The organism is Amycolatopsis roodepoortensis, assembly GCF_024628825.1.
Lineage (GTDB): Bacteria > Actinomycetota > Actinomycetes > Mycobacteriales > Pseudonocardiaceae > Amycolatopsis > Amycolatopsis roodepoortensis.
The window spans coordinates 3,465,475-3,484,502 of the sequence record NZ_CP102415.1 but is presented as its reverse complement, the minus strand read 5'-3'; the positions used below and the strand labels follow the sequence as shown (position 1 = coordinate 3,484,502).

The window sequence follows — 19,028 nt, the reverse complement described above, 5'->3', positions numbered from 1 at the left end:
CGCTGGGTAATATCGGCGCGTGACAACCTCTGCCGAAACACTCGAGTTCCAGTCGGAGGCACGTCAGCTGCTCCAGCTGATGATCCACTCGATCTACTCGAACAAGGACACCTTCCTGCGGGAACTGGTGTCCAACGCCTCCGACGCACTGGACAAACTCCGCCTTGAGGCGTTCCGTGACAAGGACCTCCAGGCGGACACCGACGATCTCCACATCGAGATCGCGACCGACCCCGAAAACCGCACGCTCACCGTGCGCGACAACGGAATCGGGATGAGCCGGGACGACGTCGTGGCGCTGATCGGCACGATCGCGAAATCCGGTACCGCCGAATTCCTGAAAAAACTGAAGGAGACCAAGGATTCCGCGGCTTCGCAGGATCTCATCGGTCAATTCGGCATCGGCTTCTACGCCAGCTTCATGGTGGCCGACAAGGTCACGCTGCTGACCCGCCGCGCCGGATCCGACGAGGGCGTCCGCTGGGAGTCCGAGGGCGAGGGCACGTACACCATCGAGACGGTGCCGGACCTGCCGCAGGGCACGTCGGTCGTCCTGCACCTCAAGCCCGAGGACGCCGAAGACCAGCTCTTCGACTACACCTCGGCCACGAAGATCAAGCAGATCGTCAAGAAGTACTCGGACTTCATCACCTGGCCGATCCGGATGACCGAGGGCGACGACGTCGTCACGGTCAACTCGATGAAGGCGCTGTGGGCCCGCCCGTCGTCCGACGTCACCGAAGACGAGTACAACGAGTTCTACAAGCACGTCGCGCACGACTGGAACGACCCGCTGGAGACCATCCGGCTCCAGGCCGAGGGCACCTTCGAGTACCAGGCGCTGCTGTTCCTGCCCGGCCACGCGCCGCTCGACCTGTTCATGCGGGAGCGCAAACGCGGCGTCCAGCTGTACGTGAAGCGCGTCTTCATCATGGACGACTGCGAAGCGCTGATGCCGGAGTACCTGCGCTTCGTGAAGGGCGTCGTCGACGCGCAGGACCTGTCGCTCAACGTCTCGCGCGAGATCCTGCAGCAGGACCGGCAGATCCAGCTGATCCGCCGTCGCCTGGTGAAGAAGGTCCTCTCGACGGTCAAGACCATGATGGCCGACGAGAACCCCTACAAGTACGAGACGTTCTGGAAGGAGTTCGGCCGCGCCGTCAAGGAAGGCCTGCTGGACGACCACGAGAACCGCACCGCGATCCTCGACATCTGCTCGTTCGCCTCGACGAACGATCCGGAGAAGCTCACGTCGCTGCGTGAGTACGTCGAGCGGATGAAGGACGGCCAGGAGCACATCTACTACCTGACCGGCGAATCGCGGCAGAGCATCGAGAACTCCCCGCATCTGGAAGCCTTCCGGGCCAAGGGGTACGAGGTGCTCGTGCTCACCGACCCGATCGACGAGATGTGGGTCGACGCCGTCTCCGGCTACGAGGAGAAGCAGTTCCAGTCGGTCGCGAAGGGCGAGGTCGAACTCGACTCCGACACCACCGACGAGCAGAAGGAGGAGTTCTCCGGGCTGCTGACCTGGCTGACGAAGACGCTCGAAGACCAGGTCAAGGAGGTTCGGCTCTCGTCGCGGCTGACGACGTCGCCAGCCTGCATCGTCGGCGACACGAACGACGTCACCCCGACGCTGGAGAAGATGTACCGGGCGATGGGCCAGGAAATGCCGCGGATCAAGCGGATCCTGGAACTCAACCCCGGCCACCCGCTGGTATCCGGGCTGCGGTCCTCGTTCGCCGAGAAGGGCGAGTCCGAAGGTCTCGCGGAGACCGCGGAACTGCTGTACGGCATGGCTCTGCTGGCCGAGGGCGGCGAACTGGGCGACCCCGCCCGCTTCACCAAGCTGCTGGCCACGCACCTCCAGAAAACCCTGTAGTTCGAAGCGCGTGAAGGCCCCCTTCCCTCGGCTCAGCCGAGGGAAGGGGGCCTTCACGCGCTATCTACGGCCGGGTCTTCCAGAGCACCAGCACGAAGTACGGCGTCCCGACCATCGCGATGACCAGGCCCGCCGGGATCTGGGCGGGCGCGATGACCGTCCGCCCGAGGGTGTCCGCGACGCTCACCAGCAACGCCCCGAGCGCCGCGGCCACCGGGAGCACCCGGCCGTGCCGCCCGCCGACCAGCGAACGCGCCAGATGCGGCGCGACCAGCCCGACGAACACGACCGCGCCGATCGCGGACACCGCGGTGGCCGCCAGGATCCCGGAAGCGCCCAGCACGAGCAGCCGGGACCGCTCGATGCGCATCCCGAGCACGCGCGGGGTGTCCTCGTCGAGGGCGTGCAGATCCAGCTCGCGATGCTTGGCCCACAACAACGGCAGCAGCGCGAGAAGCGCCAGCGCCACGGGCGCGACCTGCTCCAGCGTGCGGCCGTAGGTCGATCCCGAAAGCCAGGTCAGCGCCTTGGCCGAGTTCCACGGGTCGGAGACCACGATCAGCAGGTTGATCAGCGCCATCCCGGCCGACCAGACCGCGATGCCGATGATCACCAGCCGGTCCGAATCGAGCCCCGAACGCCAAGCCAGCCCGTAGACCAGCAGGAACACCACGGCCGCGCCGAGGCCGGCGGCACCGGCGATCGACCAGGCGCCGACGGCGGGGACGATGGTGATCAGCGTGATCGCGCCGAGCCCGGCGCCCGCGGTGATACCGAGCAGCCCGGGTTCGGCGAGCGGGTTGCGGCTGACCGACTGGATCCCGCAGCCCGAAACCGCCAGCGCGGCACCGGCGAGCAGGGCGGCCAGCACCCGCGGAAGCCGTTGGTCCAGCACGAAGGTCAGCGCCGTCCCGGTGTTGCCGGTGACCCAGTTCGCGAGGTCGCCGAGCAGCACCAACCGGTCGCCGAGCATCAGGCCTGCCAGCGGGACGACGGCGAGCAGCGCCACCAGGACGACGGAAATGGCCACGAGCCGCCGGGTCGATCCGGCGACCCCGACACGTCCGGCCGGGGCCGGACGGCGCGAGCCGCTTCCCCGGCCACGCCGCGCCAGCCACACCATCACGACGGCGCCGACGATCGTGGTCACCACCCCGGTCGGCACCCGCACGGCCTCGGCGGAACCCATGATCGCCCGCAGGACGACGTCGGCGCCGAGCACCGTCACCACGCCGACCAGCCCGGAAACCGGCAGCAGCGCGCGGTGTTTGGCGATCGGCAGCAGCAGCCGCGTGATCACCGGCGCGCTCAGCCCGACGAACCCGACCGGTCCGGCGACGGTCACCGCCGCCGCGGTCAGCGCGACGGTCAGCACGACCGCGCCGACCCTGGTCCGGCGGACCCGGAGGCCGAGCAAGGTCGCGTTGTCGTCGCCGAGGGCGAGGACGTCGAGTTTGCGGCCCATCGCGATGAGCGCCACGACGGCGATCACCACGATCGGCGTCATCTGGGCGGTCGCCCGCAGATCGGAGACGGTGAGCGAGCCGCTGCCCCAGGCGAACAGCCCGTTCGTCTCCTGCTCGAACAACAGCAGCAGCAGGATGGTCACCGAGTTGAGTGCCAGCAGGACCGCCGAGCCCACGAGCACCAGCCGCGGGCTCGCCGAACCGCCGCCCGCCAGTCCCAGCACGACGACGGCCGCGGCGAGCCCGCCCGCGAACGCCGCCCCGCCCACCGGCACGAGCGGTAGCGAGAGCCCGAACGCGGAGATGGCCACCACGGCGAAGTGCGCGCCCGCGTTGACCGCGAGCGTGTCCGGCGAGGCGAGCGGGTTCCGTGCCACGGACTGCATGCCCGCGCCCGCGACGCCGAGCGCGACCCCGAGCAGCAACGCGGCGAGCAGCCGGGGGACGCGCGAACCCTCCAGTACCGCGAGGGTCTGCGCGTCGCCCTGACCGAAGATCGCCTTCACCACGTCCAGCGGACCCGACGTCGAGGTGCCCTGGGTCAGGTGGATGCCGGCGAGGACGGCGATGAGCAGCACCAGTCCCGCCGACACCGCGATGGTGCGGGCACGCATCAGGTCGTGACTGCCTTCACGATCTGGTCGGCGGTCATGATGATCGACTTCGGGCCGCCGAAGGTCCACGTCCCGGCCTGCAGCTTGTGGATCTTCTTCGAGACCACGAACGGCAGGCGCTGGTAGACGGCGTTCTGCGCGAGACCGGTGGTGAAGACGTCCTCTTCGGCCGCGCTGTAGAACAGCACGGTCTTCGGGTCGGTGAGCGCGGTCAGGCCTTCGACGTCGGTCTGGCCGAGGCCCCACTGCGGGTCGACCTTGCCGGTCCAGGCGTTCTTGAGGCCGACGGCCTCGGCGGTGTCGGAGACCAGCGAGCCCTTGCCGAACGGGCGGATGCTGACGGTGCTGCCTTCGAGGTAGCCGTCGGCCATCAGGAACGGGGTGCCCGCGGCGCCCTTGGCCTCGACGGCCTTCTTGCCCTCGGCGAGTTTGGCGTCCATTTCGGACAGTTGCTTGTCCGCTTCGGCCTCCTTGCCGACCGTCTTCGCGATCAGCTTGAAGTCTTCGCGCAGGCGGTCGAAGTTACGGCTCGCGTCGCTGGACTTGGTGACCACGACCGGCACGTACTTCTCGATCTGCGGCACGAGCGTCGAGTCGCGCTCCTCGGCCATGATGACGACGTCGGGGTTCAGCCCGACGATCGCGTCGACACTGGGCTCGTTGCGCTTGCCGACGTCCTTGACCTCGGCGGTCAGCGGGGCGGCCTTGTCCCAGACGTTGTAGCCCGCGACGTCCGCGGCGCCGACCGGCATGACCCCGAGCGACGCGACCATCTCGGCCTCGCCCCACTCGAGCGCGACGACCCGCTTGGCGGGGGCCTTGAGGTTGACGGCCTTTCCGCGCGCGTCGGTCACCGTGACCGGTCCGCTCGCGGCGGTTTCGCTCGGCGCGGTCGCGGTGTTCTCGGTGGTGCCGCAGGCGGACAGCAGCAGGGCCGTCGCCGCCACGAGGGCGGCAGGGGTCAGCAAACGCATGGTTCTTCCTGGATTTCTCAGGCGGGCCTGGGCGAATGCCGCCCGAGTGGCCTGCAGTGGATCGCGCCCGTCACCGGGTCGTTCGCGACGTGGACGGTGACGCCGTAGGCCTGGGAGAGGTGCTCGGTGGTGAGCACCTGCCCGATGTCACCCGTGGCCACGATGGTTCCCTCGCTCAGCAGCACGACCTCGTCGGCGATGATCGCCGCGTGGTCGAGGTCGTGCAGCACCACGCCGACCGCGACGCCTTCGTTGGCCAGATCGCGGACGACGTCGAGGATCTCGACCTGATAGCGCAGGTCGAGATGGTTGGTGGGCTCGTCCAGCAGCAGCACGGAGGTCTGCTGGGCGAGACAGGACGCGAGCCAGACCCGCTGGAGTTCGCCGCCGGAGAGCTCGTCGACGCCGCGTTCGGCCATCGAGGTCACCCCGGTCAGCTCCATCGCGCGGCGGATCGCGGCGGCGCCGTCGACGTCGACCCCGCGCCAGCCCGAGCGGTACGGGTACCGGCCGTAGGAGACGACGTCGCGGACCGAAACGCCGCTCGGCGTTGGCCGGTGCTGGGTCAGCAACGTGACCCGCCGGGCGAACTCCTTGCCGGACAACGCGTTGCCGCCCCAGACGGCGCGTTCCCCGAGACGGACGCCGCCCTCGCGGGGTTTGTGCAGCCGCGCCAGCGAACGCAGGAGCGTCGACTTGCCGGAGCCGTTCGGCCCGACGAGCGCGGTCACCAGGCCGGCGCGCAGCGACAGGGACACCCCGTCCACCACGGCCCGCTCATGGTGCGCGAGCACCAGGTCATGGCCGGTGAGCAGCGCGTCTTCCGTAGACATGAGGGGAGCCTAACCTAAGGTCGGGCCGGTACCCATGTCACGAGAGACACAGCGCGCGGGGTGATTGCCCGGTTACGCGGCCCGGGCGAGCTCTCGCCGCCGTTTGGCCAGCCGCTTCCCGACGATCCCGTGCCGCGGCCCGAACAGGTACACCAGCGTGAACCCGGCGCCCTGCACCAGCACGATCATTCCGCCGGACGCGGTGTCGAGGTGGTAGCTCAGGTACAGCCCGGTCACCGCAGCGAGCACCGAGAACGACGGCGCGATCACGAGCATCCGGCCGAACCGGTCGGTCAGCAGGTACGCCGTCGCGCCGGGGATGATCAGCATCGCCACCACGAGGATCACGCCGACCACCTGCAACGCCACCACCGCGGTCAGCGCGAGCAGGCCGAGCAGCGCGGCGCCGAGCAGCCGCGGGTTCAGCCCGATGGCGTGCGCGTGCGTGGGGTCGAAGGCGTACAAGGTGAAATCGCGGCGTTTGAGCACCAGCAGGGTGAGTGTGATCGCGCCGAGGATGCCGATCTGGATCAGGTCCGAGGTGTCGACGCCCAGCAGGTTCCCGAAGATGATGTGGTTCAGGTCGGTCTGGCTCGGCGTCACCGAGATCAGCACGAGCCCGAGCGCGAACAGCGTGGTGAACACGATGCCGATCGCGGCGTCCTCCTTGACGCGGCTGGTGTCGCGGACGACGCCGATCAGCGCCACGGCGAGGAAACCGAAGACGACGGCGCCCAGCGCGAAGGGCGCGCCGAGGACGTACGCGAGCACGACACCGGGCAGCACGGCGTGCGAGACCGCGTCGCCCATCAGCGACCAGCCGATCAGCACCAGCCAGCAGGAGAGCACCGCGCAGACCGCCGACGCGATGACCGTGGACGCCAGCGCCCGCACCATGAAGTCGTAGCTCAGCGGTTCGAGGAACAGGTCGTAGAGGCTCACGCGGGTTCTTCTTCCCGTTGCAGGACATCGAGTCCGAAGGCCAGCGCGAGGTTTTCGGGCCGGAGCACCTCGCCGGGGGAGCCGTGCGCGAGCACCTTGCGCATCAGCAGGATCGCCTCGTCGGCCAGGCCTGGCAGCGCGTGCAGGTCGTGCGTGGAGATCAGGACCGCGGCGCCGTCGGCCGCGAGTTCCTTGAGCAGCCGCGTGATCGTGGCTTCGGACCGTTTGTCCACGCCGGCGAACGGCTCGTCCAGCAGCAGGACACGGGCGCCTTGCGCGATGCCGCGCGCGACGAACGCGCGTTTGCGCTGCCCGCCGGACAACTGGCCGATCTGCCGCCCGGCGAGTTCGGTCAGCTCGACCCGCTCCAGCGCGTGGTCGACCGCTTCGTGGTCGGCGTGGCGCGGCCGCCGGGTGAAGCCGAGCCGCCCGTAGCGGCCGGTCATCACGACGTCCCGCACCGACAGCGGGAACGACCAGTCGACGTCCTCGCTCTGCGGCACGTACCCGATCACGCCGGTCTTGCGGGCGCGCGCGGGCGTGCCGCCGTCGATCGACACCGTGCCGGTGTCCGGCCGGACCATGCCCATGATCGTCTTGAACAGCGTCGACTTGCCGGAGCCGTTCATCCCGACCAGCCCGCAGACGTGACCGTGGTCGAGCGTGACGTCGACACCGTCGAGCGCGAGGACGTCGCCGTAGTGCACGGTGACGCCTTCGACGCGGATCGCGGCCGTCACGGCTTGGCTCCGGTGAGCGCGGCGACGATCGTCTTCGAGTCGTGGCGGATCAGGTCGAGGTAGGTCGGCACCGGGCCTTCGGGACCGGACAGGGAGTCCACGTACAGGACGCCGCCGAACGCGGCACCGGTCGCGGAGACGACCTGCTGCATCGGGGCATCGGAGACGGTCGACTCGCAGAACACCGCGGGGACCTTGTTCTGCTTGACGAATTCGATGGCGCGGGTGATCTGTTGCGGCGTGGCCTGCTGTTCCGCGTTGACCGCCCAGATGTACCGCTCGGTGAGGCCGGTGTCGCGCGCGAGGTAGGAGAAGGCGCCCTCGCAGGTGACCAGCGCGCGCTCGTTCTGCGGCAGGCCGCTCAGCGCACCCGTCATCTCGTCCCGCACCTCCTTCAGTTTCGCCTTGTAGGCGTCGCCGTTGGCCTTGAACACGGCGGCGTCGCCGGAGGAGAGCTCGCTGAACGCCTTCACCATGTTGTCCACGTAGATACCCACATTCGTCGGAGACATCCATGCGTGCGGGTTCGGCTTTCCCTGATAGGCGTCTTCACCGATGGCGATGGGCTGGACACCCTCGCTGACCACCTTGTGCGGCGCGTCGATCTCCTTGACGAACTGGGCGAACCAGGCCTCCAGGTTCAGCCCGTTGTCGAGGATCAGGTCGGCCTTCGCGGCCTTCTTGATGTCGTCCGGGGTGGGCTCGTAGCCGTGGATTTCGGCGCCGGGTTTGGTGATCGACTCGACCCGGAGCTTGTCGCCCGCGACGTTCGAGGCGATGTCCGCCAGTACCGTGAACGTGGTCAGCACGACCGGCCGCTTGTCGTCGTCCCCGCCGGCGGGACCGCCGCAAGCGGACAGGACGAGTACGGACGCCGCCAGCGCGCACACGGTCTTGCGCAGATTCGCCATACCGCGAGTTTAGAGTTCGGCACGCCGAACTTCCAACTCTCGTGTGCCTTAAATCTCCGTGGCCGTCCGGTCGCGCTCCTTCACCGTCTCCAGCAGGAGCTGCGAGACGTCGCGCACGGTGACGTTCTCGCCACGTTGCTCGCTCTGCCGCTGCACGAGGCCGTCGTTCAGCATCACGCGGCAGAACGGGCAGCCGGTGACGATGGTTTCGGCGTCCGTGCCGAGCGCTTCGTCGACGCGTTCGAGGTTGATGCGCTTGCCGATCTGCTCCTCCATCCACATCCGCGCGCCACCGGCGCCGCAGCAGAGCGAACGGTCCGCGTGCCGGGGCATCTCGCTGAGCGTGGCGCCGGTCGCGCCGACGAGTTCGCGCGGCGGCTCGTAGATCTTGTTGTGGCGGCCGAGGTAACACGGGTCGTGGTAGGTCACCGGCCCGGCGTCGACCGGTTTGACCGGCGTCAGTTTGCCCGCGCGGACGAGCCGGTTCAGCAGTTGCGTGTGGTGCAGGACCTCGTAGTGCCCGTCCAGTTGCGGGTACTCGCGGCCGAGCGTGTTGAGGCAGTGCGGGCAGGTGGTGACGATCTTGCGCGTTCCCGGTTCGCGGCCCTCGAACACCGCGTTCAGCGTCTCGACCGTCTGCTGTGCGAGCATCTGGAAGAGGAACTCGTTGCCGGAGCGGCGCGCCGGGTCGCCGGTGCACGACTCGTCGGTGCCGAGGATCGTGTACTTCACCCCGGCGAGATGCAGCAGTTCCGCGGTGGCCCGAACGGTCTTGCGGGCGTTGTCGTCGAACGCGCCCGCGCAGCCGACCCAGTACACGTACTCGACGTCGTCGGCGAGTTCGCCGTCGAGGACCGGCACCTCGAAACCGAGGTCCTTCGTCCACGCGAGACGGTCGGAGTTGTTCTGGCCCCAGGGGTTTCCCTTGGTTTCGAGGTTCTTGAACAGCACGCCGAGTTCGCTCGGGAACGCCGATTCGATCATCACCTGGTACCGGCGCATGTCCACGACGTGGTCGACGTGCTCGATGTCGACCGGGCACTGCTCGACGCAGGCGCCGCACGTGGTGCAGGACCAGAGGACGTCCGGATCGATGACGCCGAAGTCCTCCTTGGTGCCGACCAGCGGACGCTCTTCGGGTGCCTCCTTGCCGTCCAGGATGTACGGCGCCTTCTCGAAGAGGTGGTCCCGCAGGTCCATGATCAACAGCTTGGGGGACAACGGTTTCCCGGTGTTCCACGCCGGGCACTGCGACTGGCAGCGCCCGCATTCGGTACAGGTGGCGAAGTCGAGCATGCCCTTCCAGGTGAAGTCCTCGATCTTGCCGCGGCCGAACGTGTCGTCCTCGCCCGGATCCTCGAAGTCGATCGGCTTGCCGGCCGACTCCATCGGCAGCAGCGGGCCGAGTGCGTCCGGGAGCCGCTTGGCGGTGACGTTCACCGGCGCCAGGAAGATGTGGAGGTGCTTGGAGTAGAGCACGATCGACAGGAACGCCAGCATCACGCCGATGTGCAGCAGCAGCCCGACGGTCTCCAGCGGCCCGGTGACCGACGGTCCCAGCGGCTCCAGGAGTTCGCCCACGCCGAGGGAGACCCACGCGCCCGACTCGTACGGGAAGACGCCGACCGCCGCCGACGCGCCGCGGAAGAGGAACATCGTCCAGATCACGTTGAAGATCATGAACAGGATCAGCCAGGCGCCGCCGGTGTGCGAGCCGAAGAACCGCGACGCGCGCTCTTTCCGTTCGGGTGCTTGGCGGATCCGGATGACCGCGAAGACCGCGAGCGAGACGAGCACCGCGACCGCGATGAAGTCCTGGAGGAAACCCAGCACCGCCCAGCGCCCGATGAGCGGGATGTGGAAGTCGTGGTCGAACAGGGCGCCGTACGCCTCGACGTAGACGGACCCGAGGATCACGAAACCCCAGAACGTGAACAGATGCGCGAGTCCGGGCACGGACCACTTGAGCAGTTTGCGCTGCCCGAAGACCTCGGCCAGATGCGTTTTCGCGCGGACGGCCATGACATCGGAGCGTTTTTCGTCCGGCTGGCCGGAGCGGATCAGTTTGTAGAGCCAGACGGCGCGGCGGGCGGCGAAAGCGAGGCCGGCGACGGTGATGAGCAGACCGAGGATGAGACGAACGAGCACGAGTCCTCCGGGGGAGAATCGGCTCAGTGAGAGCCGGTGTAGTACCGGCACGCCTTGCAGGCGTACCGCATTTTGGCCACTCGCCACCGTTTTCGGTAGGCCTCGAGATGTCCCGGCCGTGGCGGATGCACGCCGAGCCTGCGGTGACGGCGGATCCGCCGTCCCGTTTCGAAGAGTTCGGTCGCCAGGCCGAGATAGGCGCGCCGGAGCGCGATACCCGGCTCGCCGGCGAGATTGTCTCGGCAGAATCGGTGCAGCAGGGCGAGATCGGGGAGGCCAGGGGTGGTCACGCCGGGCAGGTGCTCGACGACGCCGAGCCCGGGATGCCCTGGGGGAACGGAGAATCTCGCGGGAAGTCCACAATGGACACAGGTGAGCGTGCAGCTCAGGCATCGGGTGACATGGCGGATCCGCCGTTCGCGCCGATCCTCGTCGATCGTTTCGCGAACGTGCCACCCCATGGAGCCTCCCAAGACCGTGGTGTGTCCTGTGTCACTCTCAATACTGGAGAGTAGGGCCCGCTCCGGGGGTGCGACAGGTCCAACCGGATGGCTTCGGAGCGGCCGGTCGGCGTAACGCTCCGCACCCGGCCGCATTCAGAGGACGAAATGCGGCGGACGGGCGTCGGTACAGGTGGTCGTGAGTGGCGATTCGGGTTAGAACCCGAATCGCCACTCACGACCAGCCGCACGCTTCCGCACACCGTGACCCACTCGTAGCCGAAAACGGCCCGTCCGGCGTCACGCGCTGGTTATAGTCCTGACCCGGGGTAATGGGGGAGGGAACGACGGGATGGGCGGGTTCGTCACCGCGGCTCTGGGGTTTCCGGCCGTGCTCTTCAGCTTCCTGCTGATCGTCGTGATCGGCTACTGGCTGCTGGCGCTGCTCGGCGCCGTCGACGTCGACGATTTCGACGGCGGCGACGGGCTCCTCGCGGGCTTCGGCGGCGTCCCACTGTCCATTTCGCTCTCTTTGCTGATCGCATTCACCTGGTTCGCCAGCCTGGCAGGGACGGTTCTTCTCGATGACCTGGAGCTTTCGACACCATCGAGGATCGGGCTCGGGGCCGGCGTGCTCGCCGTCGCGCTCGTGCTCGGCACACTCGGGACGAGGGTGATCGTGGTGCCGCTGCGTCGCGTCTTCGGTCCCGCGAAGGAACCGAGCAGGATGGACTTCGTCGGCAGGGCCGCGGTCATCCGCACCTCGTCGGTCACCCATGACTTCGGGCAGGCCGAAGTCGCCGCCGCCGACGGGTCGACGGCCATTGTGGACGTTCGCCAGGCGGGTGAAGGCAACCTGACGGCGGGCAGCCGCGTAGTTCTCTACGACTACGACTCCGAACGCGAGTTCTTCTGGGTCGAGTCCTTGGACATCTGAAGCAGAAAAGGAACACTATGGGTGCCATCAGCGTGGGGGCCGGCGTACTGATCGCCGTGATAGTTGTCATCCTCCTGGTCTTGCTCTTCACCATCACCAGGTTGTTCAAGAAGGTGCCGCAGGGTAAGGCACTGATCATCTCGAAGGTCCGCCGTGTCGACGTGACGTTCACCGGCGCGATCGTCCTGCCGGTGCTGCACAAGGCCGAGATCATGGACACCTCGGTCAAGGCCATGGAGATCACCCGGACCGGCCGTGAGGGCCTGATCTGCCGGGACAACATCCGCGCCGACATCCGGATCTCGTTCTTCGTGCGGGTCAACAAGACCGTCGAGGACGTGATCAAGGTCGCGCAGGCCATCGGCACCGAACGCGCCAGCGACGAGGCCACCCTGCAGGAGCTGTTCAACGCCAAGTTCTCCGAGGCGTTGAAAACCGTCGGCAAGCAGCTGGACTTCGTGGATCTCTACACCAAACGCCACGAATTCCGCGACCAGATCATCCGCGTCATCGGCACCGACCTCAACGGCTACAGCCTGGAGGACGCGGCCATCGACTACCTCGAGCAGACGCCGATGGCGCAGCTCGACTCCGCGAACATCCTCGACGCGCAGGGTATCCGCAAGATCACCGAGCTGACCGCGATCGAGCACGTGCGCACCAACGAGTTCCGCCGCAGCGAGGAGAAAGAGATCACCCGCCAGAACGTGGACGCCAAGGAGGCGATCCTCGAACTGGAGCGGCGGCAGGCCGACGCCGAGATCAAGCAGCGTCGCGAGGTCGAGACCATGCGGGCGCGCGAAGAGGCCGAAATCGCCAAGGTGCAGGCGGAGGAGCGGCTCAAGTCGCAGGCCGCCGGCCTGCGCACGGACGAGCAGCTCGGCATCCAGCACCAGAACCAGCAGCGTGAGATCGAGGTCGCGGGCAAGAACCGTGAGCGCGTGATCGCCATCGAGACCGAGCGCATCGAGAAGGACCGGCTGCTCGAGGTCATCGGCCGCGAACGCGAGACCGAGCTGTCCCGCATCGCCAAGGACAAGGAGATCGAGACCGAGAAGCGGTCCATCGCCGAGGTGATCCGCGAGCGGATCGCGGTCGAGAAGACCGTCGCGGAGCAGGAAGAGAACATCAAGAAGCTCCGCGTCGTCGAAGAGGCGGAGCGCCAGCGCTCGGCGATCATCATCCGGGCCGAGGCGGAAGCGCAGGAAAACCTCGTCAAGGACATCAAGGCCGCGGAAGCCGCCGAGGCCGCGTCGAAGCACAAGGCCCGCGAGGAACTGACGCTGGCCGAGGCTCGCCAGCAGGCGGCCGAGCTGGACACTCGCGCCAAGATCCGCCTGGCCGAAGGCATCCAGGCCGAGGAGGCCGCCGCCGGGCTGGCCGCGGCGCAGGTCAAGGAACGCGACGCCGACGCGCTGGAGAAGGTCGGCCGCGCCGAGGCCATCGTCGAGCGCGAGAAGGCGATCGTGCTCGCCGACGGGATGCGGGACAAGCTCAAGGGCGAGGCCGAAGGTCTCACGGAGAAGGCCGCCGCGATGGCCGCGCTCGACACCGCCAGCCGCCAGCACGAGGAGTACCGCCTGCGCCTGGAGGCCGAGAAGGAGATCCGGCTCGCCGCGCTCAACGTGCAGCGCGAGGTCGCCGAGGCGCAGGCCACGGTGCTGGGTATCGGGCTGGAGAAGGCCGACATCGACATCGTCGGCGGCGAGACGATGTTCTTCGAGAAGGTCATCGGCTCGATCGGCCTCGGCAAGAGCGTGGACGGCTTCGTCGAGCACTCGGACGTCGTCCAGACCCTCGGGAAGTCGTGGCTCGACGGCTCGGGCAGCTTCACCGAAGATCTGACGAAACTGGTCGGCTCGGTGAGCACGGAGGACGTGAAGAACCTGACGCTGTCGGCCTTCCTGGCCAAGCAGCTGCAGGCGGGCGGCCCGGACAGCGGCAAGGTGCAGGAGCTGCTGGCCATGGCGCAGCGGCTCGGCCTTGCCGACAAGTCCGTCGCCGCCCTCGCCCCCGCGAAGCAGTGACGACGACCGAACCGGCGGCGGGAACGGAGCAGCTGGACGCGGGCACCTATGAGGTGCTCCGCGCCCGGCTCGCCGCACAGGCCGCCGAACTGGCGAAGCGCGCGGACGAGCTCAACACCGCGCGGCTCGAGGTCTTCGGCAGCGCGCAGCTCGCGCTGATCGGCACGGAGCGGATCCGCACCGCGAACAACTGCGTGCCGCGGGACGTCGTGTCGGTCGGCGGGCGGATGTTGTTCGGCTACAACGTCTTCATCGGTCTCAAACCGGAGACGACGGTCGACGACGTCTTCTCGCTGCACGGTTTCAGTCATGACATCGAAGACACTGTGGCTTTCCGCTTCGACGACGTGCCCGCCGAGGAGCTGCCGGAGCTGTTGCGCGACGAGCAGTTCGTCCGCGATTTCGCCGAGCTGTACCGGTACTACCGGCAGGCGAAGCTGCTGCAGCTGCGGCGGGTCGAGGGCAAACTGCTCGCGGTGTTCCAGATCGGTCCGCGCACCGAGGACATCCGCGTGCTGCGCTGGGGGATCGCCGCCGACGGCAAGGTGTCCTATGTGGACAGCCGGGGCGAACGCGACCACGTCTTCCCGCCGTCGCACGATTTCGAATGGATCGAGACCAGCCGCGAGCAGCACGTCCTCGGGCGGCATCCGCACATCTCGATCGAGGACGACGTGTTCGTCGAGACCGTCGGCGGCAACCTGACGATCAAGGTCGAGAACAACACCGAAACCGGGGAGGGCGTCTACGCCGAACCGGTCGACGAGCCACTGCAGAGCCTCGCCGACGCCGAGGTCTCCTACGCCAGGATCGGCCCGCTGATCCTGCTGCGGATCCTGCCCTACAAGGAGACCGCGTACCGGTATCTGGTGTTCAACACCCGCACGCGGGACGTGGTGCGCCTCGACGGGATCGGGCAGGCGTGCCAGCGGCTCCCCGAGGACCACGGGATCATCTTCCCCGGCGGCTACTACCTCGACACGGGTGTCAGCAAGACGTTCGACACCACCGTGGACGAGCTCGAATTCGAGCGTGTGATCCGCTCCCCCAACGGGGAGGACGTGCTCTACGTCTTCCACGCGCGCGACGACGGCCGCTCGCTGCTCCTGCCGTACAACGTGATCCGCAAAGAGGTTTCGAACCCGATCCCGTGCCACGGGTACTCGCTGTTCGACGACGGCACGATGGTGCTGTTCCGCGCGTTGTCCGAAGAGCCGAGCCGCGTGCACCCGATGCAGGTGTGGCGGACGCCGTTCCAATCGGACACCTTCGCCGCGTCGCAGCCGGCGGGCACCGGACCGCTGGAACGGGTCGGCAACGCCGATCTGGTCCGCGGCATCTCCGACTGTCTCTCGATCGGCCGGATGGTCGAGGAGATGGCGCCGTCGGCGGCGGTGTTCGAGGCCCTGATCGCCGCGTGCGCGCGGGTTTTCGACCACTACCACTGGCTCGGTGAGGCCGAACTCGGTGATCTGCGGTCGCCGCTGTCGGACGTCCGGGTGACCGCGGAGCAGGTGCTCGACGAGTTCGAGACCGTCACTTCGCTCACCGCGCAGGCGGCCGAAGCCGTCGAAGAGGCGGCCGCGGAGACCGCGTCACTCGTGCGGAGGGTCCGCGGCGAGGCACTGAACGCGGCCGACGCGTGGGTGCGCCGGCTGGCCGAAATGCACCGCGCGCGAGGGCATCTCGTCACCGTGCGGGAGCTGCGGTATGTCGATACCGGCCGGGTCGACAAGCTGATCGCCGACCTCGACACGGAATTCGGGGAAGCGGCTCAGCGGGCCGTCCGGTTCCTGCAGGGCGAAGACGCGTTCACGAGCTATCACGCCGAGGTCGACGGGTTGATCGAAGCCGCGGGCGCGATCTCCACCGTCGCCGAAGCCGTCCCGGTCGCCGAGCGGCTGGACGAGCAGTCCGGCGGGCTCGAAGTCCTTACCGACGTCGTCGGTGGCCTGGAGATCGCGGACGCCGTGGTGCGGACGAAGATCCTCGAACGCGTCGGCGAGGTCATCGGCGCGGTCAACCGGGCGCGGGCCACCCTCGAAGCGCGGCGCAAGGAGCTGCTGGAGACCGAGGGCCGGGCGGAGTTCGCCGCCGAGTTCGCGCTGCTCGCGCAGGCGATCACCGGCGGGCTCGCGGTCGCGGACACCCCCGACCGGTGCGACGAGCAGCTCGGCAGATTGCTGCTGCAGCTGGAAAACCTCGAATCGCGGTTCGGCGAGTTCGACGACTTCCTGGTGTCGCTCGGGGAGAAGCGGACCGACGTCTACGAGGCGTTCTCCTCGCGCAAGCAGGCGTTGCTCGACGAGCGGGCGCGTCGCGCGGACCGGCTCGTCGATTCGGCCGAGCGGATCCTCGCCAGTGTCACGCGCAGGGTCGGCACGCTCGGTTCGGTCGATGAGATCAACACCTACTTCGCCTCCGATCCGATGGTCGCGAAGCTGCGCAGCGTCGTCGCCGAACTGCGGGACCTCGGCGACCAGGTGCGCGCCGAAGAGCTGGAAGGCCGGGTCAAGGCCGCTCGCCAGGAAGCCGGGCGCGCACTGCGCGACAGGCAGGACCTCTACGGCGACGGCGGCGAGACGATCCGCCTGGGCCGCAACACCTTCGCGGTCAACACGCAGGACATCGACCTCACCCTGGTGCCGCACGACGGTGGGATGAAGTTCGCGATCACCGGGACCGACTACCGCTCGCCCGTGCGGGATCCCTCGTTCGAGGAGACGCGGCCGTACTGGGATCAGCTGCTGGTCTCGGAATCGCCCGAGGTCTATCGCGCCGAGTACCTGGCGACGTCGATCCTGGCCGAACAGCCGGATCTGGCCGAGGCCGATCTCCTGGAGGTCGTCCGGCGCGCCGCGGGGGACCGTTACGACGAGGGCTACGCGCGTGGTGTGCACGACCACGACGCCGCCGCGATCCTGGCCGCGTTGTTGCGCCTGCGCTCCGCCGCGGGGTTGCTGCGGTATCCGCCCGCCGCTCGCGCCGCCGCCCAGCTGTTCTGGGCTTTCGGTGCCGAAGAAGCGGCGAAGTCCGCCTGGACGACGCGCGCCGCGTCGCTCGCGCGGGTGCGGGAGGCGTTCGGGCACACCACGGCGATCGACGCGCTGGCGCGGGAACTCGCCGAGGCGATGACCGCGTTCGCCGCGTCCTCGGGGCTGACGCTGGAGCTCGAACTCGCCGGCGAGTACCTGTTCGAGGAACTGGCCGACGCGTCGCCGGGTTTCGTGACCAGTGGCGGGGCCCGGACCCTGCTCGACAAGTTCCGGCTCGACCGCCGTAGCTTCGCCGAAGACCTGCGTGCCCTCGAAGACCTCGCGGATCGGTATCAGCTCGCCGAAGCCTGGCTCCGGTCCTTTGTGGACTCGGCGGGCCTGCCCGACGACGAGCTGGCGGAGGCCGTCGCGATCGAACTGGCCGACCTGCCGCGGTACGACTCCTCGGCGGAACTTTCGGCCACTGTGGACGGTCTGCTCGGCTCGCATCCGCGGATCGTGAACCGGTCCCTGACGCTGCGGCTCGACGAGACGCTGGCCAGGACGCTGCGGTTCCGGCGTGACCGGGTGCCGGGTTTCCGGGCGTACCAACGGCTGCGCAACGACCTGGTGGCGGCGGAGCGGGACAGGCTGCGGCTGACCGAGTACAAGCCGAAGGTGATGAGCGCCTTCGTGCGCAACAGGCTGCTCGACGAGGTCTATCTGCCGCTGATCGGCGACAACCTCGCCAAGCAGCTCGGCGCGACCGGCGACGCGCGGCGGACCGATCAGTCCGGTCTGCTGCTGCTCATCTCGCCGCCCGGCTACGGCAAGACGACGCTGATGGAGTACGTGGCGAGCCGTCTCGGGCTGGTGTTCGTCAAGGTGAACGGGCCCGCGCTCGGTCACGACGTCACGTCGGTGGATCCGGCGGACGCGCCCAACGCGACGGCGCGGCAAGAGGTCGAGAAGATCTCGTTCGCGCTCGAGCAGGGCAACAACGTGCTGCTGTATCTGGACGACATCCAGCACACGTCGCCGGAACTGCTGCAGAAGTTCATCTCGCTGTGCGACGCGCAGCGGCGGATGGAAGGCGTGTGGGAGGGCCGGACGCGGACGTACGACCTGCGGGGCAAGCGGTTCGCGGTCTGCATGGCGGGCAACCCGTACACTGAGCAGGGCAAGCGGTTCCGGATCCCGGACATGCTCGCCAACCGTGCCGACGTGTGGAACCTCGGTGATGTGCTGTCGGGCAAGGAAGAGCTGTTCGCGCTGAGCTACATCGAGAACTCGCTCACCGCGAACACCGTGCTGGCTCCGCTCGTCTCGCGCGAACGGTCCGATGTGGACGTTCTCGTGCGGCTGGCCCGCGGCGACGGTTCGGTGCGGGCGGATCAGCTGAAGCACGCCTACTCGGCGACCGAACTCGAGCAGATCCTCGCCGTCCTGCGGAAACTGATCAAGGTGCAGCGGATCGTCCTGGCGAACAACCAGGCGTACATCGCCTCGGCCGCGCAAGCGGACTCGTCGCGGGTCGAACCGCCGTTCCAGCTGCAAGGCTCCTACCGCAACATGAACAAACTCGCCGGCCGGATCGTGCCCGCGATGAACGACGCGGAACTGGAAGCGCTGATCGACGACCACTACGCCGGCGAAGCGCAGACGCTCACCTCGGGCGCCGAAGCGAACCTGCTGAAACTGGCCGAACTACGCGGACGGCTGAGCCCCGCGGAGGCGCAACGCTGGGCCGACGTGAAGGCGGCTTACCTGCGCGCGCAAGCGCTCGGCGGGGACGACGAGGACCCGATGAGCCGCGCGGTCGGCGCTATGGGCTTGCTGGCGGACCGGGTGGGGGCGGTGGAGGCGGCGATCGAACGGGCTTCGGAGCGGATGGTCGTGCGGGATGTGATGTAGGGGTTTGTGGTCGGGTGGCGGGAATCGGTGATGCTGGTTGGTGGCTGCCCCTTCGTTGCCGGAATTCGGCGACGGAGCCGCCATGTCTCCGCTGAGATGTTGCCGGATATCGGCGATGCCGCGCAGTCCGCTTCGTGTCCGCGTTGCCGGGAGTCGGTGATACCGCTTGGACGGTCCTTGTCGTTGCCGAAAATCGGCAACTCCCTGCCCCGCTCGCGAGGC

The 19,028-nt window shown here is 68.2% G+C and carries 12 protein-coding genes; 4 read left to right on the top strand and 8 right to left on the bottom strand.

What is annotated here, in order from left to right; genetic code table 11:
- The first annotated feature begins 19 nt into the window (after positions 1-19).
- Positions 20-1,885, top strand: coding sequence for a molecular chaperone HtpG (htpG, locus tag NQK81_RS16115; RefSeq protein ID WP_257488857.1), 1,866 nt, complete (start codon positions 20-22; stop codon positions 1,883-1,885).
- A 64-nt stretch (positions 1,886-1,949) separates the two neighbouring features.
- On the opposite strand, the gene NQK81_RS16110 is transcribed toward htpG, so the two are convergent.
- From NQK81_RS16110 to NQK81_RS16075, 8 genes are all read right to left on the bottom strand, one after another.
- Entirely contained in the window at positions 1,950-3,965 is a 2,016-nt protein-coding gene (locus NQK81_RS16110) for an iron ABC transporter permease (RefSeq protein WP_257488856.1), read from the bottom strand.
- A complete protein-coding gene (locus NQK81_RS16105; RefSeq protein WP_257488855.1) occupies positions 3,965-4,939 on the bottom strand; it encodes an ABC transporter substrate-binding protein in 975 nt (324 codons plus the stop codon). The genes NQK81_RS16110 and NQK81_RS16105 overlap by 1 nt, the downstream gene beginning before the upstream one ends.
- 17 nt (positions 4,940-4,956) lie before the next feature.
- Positions 4,957-5,772 carry an ABC transporter ATP-binding protein gene (locus tag NQK81_RS16100; RefSeq protein ID WP_126733975.1) on the bottom strand — a complete coding sequence of 272 codons (816 nt, stop codon included), beginning with the start codon at positions 5,770-5,772 and terminating at the stop codon, positions 4,957-4,959.
- Between the two features lie 72 nt (positions 5,773-5,844).
- Complete coding sequence (locus NQK81_RS16095) at positions 5,845-6,714, bottom strand: metal ABC transporter permease (RefSeq protein WP_257488854.1); 870 nt, start codon at positions 6,712-6,714, stop codon at positions 5,845-5,847.
- Positions 6,711-7,454 (bottom strand): metal ABC transporter ATP-binding protein, encoded by a 744-nt coding sequence (locus tag NQK81_RS16090; RefSeq protein WP_257488853.1) that lies wholly within the window; start codon positions 7,452-7,454, stop codon positions 6,711-6,713. The genes NQK81_RS16095 and NQK81_RS16090 overlap by 4 nt, the downstream gene beginning before the upstream one ends.
- Entirely contained in the window at positions 7,451-8,365 is a 915-nt protein-coding gene (locus tag NQK81_RS16085) for a metal ABC transporter substrate-binding protein (protein WP_257488852.1), read from the bottom strand. The genes NQK81_RS16090 and NQK81_RS16085 overlap by 4 nt, the downstream gene beginning before the upstream one ends.
- Before the next feature lie 48 nt (positions 8,366-8,413).
- Complete coding sequence (locus tag NQK81_RS16080; protein WP_257488851.1) at positions 8,414-10,513, bottom strand: heterodisulfide reductase-related iron-sulfur binding cluster; 2,100 nt, start codon at positions 10,511-10,513, stop codon at positions 8,414-8,416.
- 23 nt (positions 10,514-10,536) lie between these two features.
- Complete coding sequence (locus tag NQK81_RS16075) at positions 10,537-10,974, bottom strand: hypothetical protein (protein ID WP_257488850.1); 438 nt, start codon at positions 10,972-10,974, stop codon at positions 10,537-10,539.
- A gap of 331 nt (positions 10,975-11,305) precedes the next feature.
- Here NQK81_RS16075 and NQK81_RS16070 point away from each other — a divergent pair, with 331 nt between their 5' ends.
- The 3 genes from NQK81_RS16070 to NQK81_RS16060 are packed head-to-tail and all read left to right on the top strand — an operon-like array spanning position 11,306 to position 18,806.
- Positions 11,306-11,890 (top strand): hypothetical protein, encoded by a 585-nt coding sequence (locus NQK81_RS16070; protein ID WP_257488849.1) that lies wholly within the window; start codon positions 11,306-11,308, stop codon positions 11,888-11,890.
- A 17-nt stretch (positions 11,891-11,907) separates the two neighbouring features.
- Complete coding sequence (locus tag NQK81_RS16065) at positions 11,908-13,917, top strand: flotillin family protein (RefSeq protein WP_126733969.1); 2,010 nt, start codon at positions 11,908-11,910, stop codon at positions 13,915-13,917.
- Positions 13,914-18,806, top strand: a complete 4,893-nt coding sequence (locus tag NQK81_RS16060; protein ID WP_257488848.1) for a DNA repair ATPase — start codon at positions 13,914-13,916, stop codon at positions 18,804-18,806. The genes NQK81_RS16065 and NQK81_RS16060 overlap by 4 nt, the downstream gene beginning before the upstream one ends.
- Positions 18,807-19,028: the final 222 nt, after the last annotated feature.